Below are 1,665 nucleotides of genomic sequence, written 5' to 3'. Positions count from 1 at the left end.
GGTTGCGTATCTTGATTGTCGGATTCTGTTTTAACAAAAGCAATTGCCAAAAAGGAAGTATAATGTTTTTGGAACACGGTGAATGGAATGAAATGATGACCGGTTTTACGGCATTTTAATAGTATGAAAAGTAAATAAAAACAATGGTTTAAATGGAAGAAAAGAAGCGAAGTATATTAAACGAGCGAAGTTCGTGGGTTGTCGGCTCTATTATTTTGCTGGTGATAGTGATTATTCTCGCGCAACAACGCGGTCAAGGCGTTTTTGGCGGAAACAACACAGCCACTCAAATTTATTTTGTGGATAACATTTCGCAGGCACACAGCGAGCTGATCAACCGGTTTAACGCAGAATATTCGGGGCGAATCGAAGTTGTTCCGGTGGATCTCCCATTCGAAAAATTCAGCACAAACGAACGAAAGCAGGTGTTAGCCAAATCGTTGCGCAGCAAGAGCGACCGGATTGATGTGTTTGCCATCGACCTGATTTGGGGGGCGCGTTTTGCACGCTGGGCAGAACCGCTAAACCCCTATTTCACCATTTATGAAAGAAACAAATCTTTGGAAGTGGCATTGGAATCCTGTTATTACAAAGAAGATTTGATCGCAGCGCCATTCTATATCGATGTCGGGTTAATGTATTTCCGAACCGATTTGCTGAAAAAATTCCCCGGCGGCGATTCACTGGCACATAAGTTGCGCCAGTCGCTAACCTGGTCAGAATTTATTGAGCTCAGTAATAAAATGCCACAAATGCGCCCGTTTTATGCGTTTTCTGCGAAAAATTTTGAGGGGTTGGTCTGCAGTTTTATGGAGCCGTTGCTGTCTCAAAATCCTGAAATTTTTAACCGTGATTCGATACAATTGGATACACCCGAAGCCCGAAAATCGTTGCAAATGCTGGTTGATTTGGTGCATAAATATCACCTGGCACCCAAAGAAATTACCCGCTTCGACGAGGTTCAAACCTATTTTTATGCGTTGGACAATGACATCCCGTTTTTTCGCGGGTGGCCGGGATTGATTCGCCATTACCGGAATTCCCCCTATTCCGAAAAACTGCAGTTTTTGGAACCCTGCGCCCTCCCCCACCTCGATGGCAAAAAACCGGCTTCGGTTTTCGGTGGCTGGAATCTGATGGTTTCCCGCTTTTCAACAAAAAAACGCGAAGCTGTTGAATTTATTAAGTTTGTGCTTCGCGAAGAAAGCCAGCGGTTGCTGTTTGAACAGGGCGGTTACATTCCCATCAGCAAATCTGTCTATCAGGATTCTGTATATTTCAGTGAACATCAGGATCTGAAATACTATCATCAATTATTAAAAAATGGCATTCATCGCCCGTTTTTGGTCAACTACACAAAAATTTCTGACGTGTTGTCCTATTATATTCAACGCGCAATCAAAAATGAGATTAGCGTTGAGGAAGCATTGCGGTTGGCCACGCGCGATATTAATTCTCAAACCATGCGGATAAACTGAGTACAATGGAACGACCATTAAGTACTGTTTTTGATAAATTTAGATCGTATCATTTTGAACTGAAACATTTGCTGGTACTGTTTACAGTGCTGGGTGCGTTTCTGGTTGCGGTGTCTTTTATCCAAAAATCATCGCTCCAAAGTTTACTGTTGAACACCCAAAACTGGTATCAACGCGACTCCGCCGA

General features: G+C 43.0%; 1 protein-coding gene. It reads left to right on the top strand.

Annotated elements, in window-relative coordinates:
• Positions 1–152 precede the first annotated feature (152 nt).
• Complete coding sequence (locus H6629_24030) at positions 153–1,478, top strand: extracellular solute-binding protein (GenBank protein ID MCB9070857.1); 1,326 nt, start codon at positions 153–155, stop codon at positions 1,476–1,478.
• Positions 1,479–1,665: the final 187 nt, after the last annotated feature.

The organism is Calditrichia bacterium, from assembly GCA_020634975.1.
Classification (GTDB): domain Bacteria; phylum Calditrichota; class Calditrichia; order RBG-13-44-9; family J075; genus JACKAQ01.
Note: the sequence above shows the minus strand (reverse complement) of the source record. Positions and strands in the feature narration are given on the sequence as shown.